General features: G+C 51.4%; 1 protein-coding gene. It reads left to right on the top strand.

Annotation, left to right across the window (positions count from 1 at the left end; translation table 11 throughout):
- Window positions 1-1042: metalloprotease PmbA (gene pmbA / locus R7P35_RS26255; RefSeq protein ID WP_318093428.1), on the top strand; the 1042-nt coding region annotated here is incomplete at both ends.

Raw genomic sequence — 1042 nt, 5'->3', positions numbered from 1 at the left:
TGCTGAGCAACGTACCGAGCTAGAGCAAGCCGTGGCACGAGCATTGGAGCTCGCGTCGGCGAAGTCGGATGCAGCAGAAGTCGCAATTACTAAAAGCACAGGTTTGAGTGTTTCCACTCGAATGGGTGATGTAGAAAATGTCGAGTTCAACAGTGATGGTGCGCTTGGCATTACCGTTTACCGAGGCCAACGTAAGGGCAGCGCTTCCACATCTGATTTGAGTGAAGCGGCGATTGAACAGACAGTGAATGCCGCGCTTGATATCGCTCATTACACATCTGAAGACCCGTTCGCAGGCCCAGCGCCGAAAGAATTTATGGTGAAAGAGGTGCCAGATCTTGACCTTTTCCACCCAGACTCTCCAGACCCAGACTACGCAGCACAAGTGGCGATTGCCGCTGAGAAAGAAGCGCTAAGCTACAGCGATGCAATCAAGCAAAGTGACGGTGCAAGCTACGATAGCCACTACGGCGTCAAAGTGTACGGAAACAGCCATGGTTTGTTAGCAAGCTACGCGTCTAGCCGCCACAGCACAAGCTGCTGCGTTATTGGCGTAGGCAAAAATGGCGAAATGGAACGTGATTACAGCTATACCGTTGCCCGCCATCGTGATGATTTGTGGACGCCAGAAACCGTCGGCCGCAAAGCGGCGGAAAATACTGTAAGCCGACTGGATGCTCAACGATTGAAAACGGGCCAATACCCAATTATGTTTGCGGCCGATGTGGCAACTGGCTTGATTGGTCACCTAGTGATGGCGATCAGCGGTGGCAACCTGTACCGCAAATCTTCTTTCTTACTGGATCACTTGGGTAAACAAGTCTTGCCCGACTGGTTCAATATTTCAGAACGTCCGCATGTATTGCGCGGTTTGGCTTCCAGCCCATTCGATAGCGAAGGCGTTTATACGCAAGATTGTGAAATCATTACCGATGGTGTGTTGGCGACCTATCTACTGACCAGTTATGCCGCTCGCAAGATGAAGATGGATCCAACTGGTCACGCTGGTGGTATTCACAACTGGTACGTGAAGTCGACAGGC

It is taken from the genome of Vibrio sp. Vb0304, from assembly GCF_033338995.1.
In the GTDB taxonomy this organism is placed as follows: domain Bacteria; phylum Pseudomonadota; class Gammaproteobacteria; order Enterobacterales; family Vibrionaceae; genus Vibrio; species Vibrio alginolyticus.
Note: the sequence above shows the minus strand (reverse complement) of the source record. Positions and strands in the feature narration are given on the sequence as shown.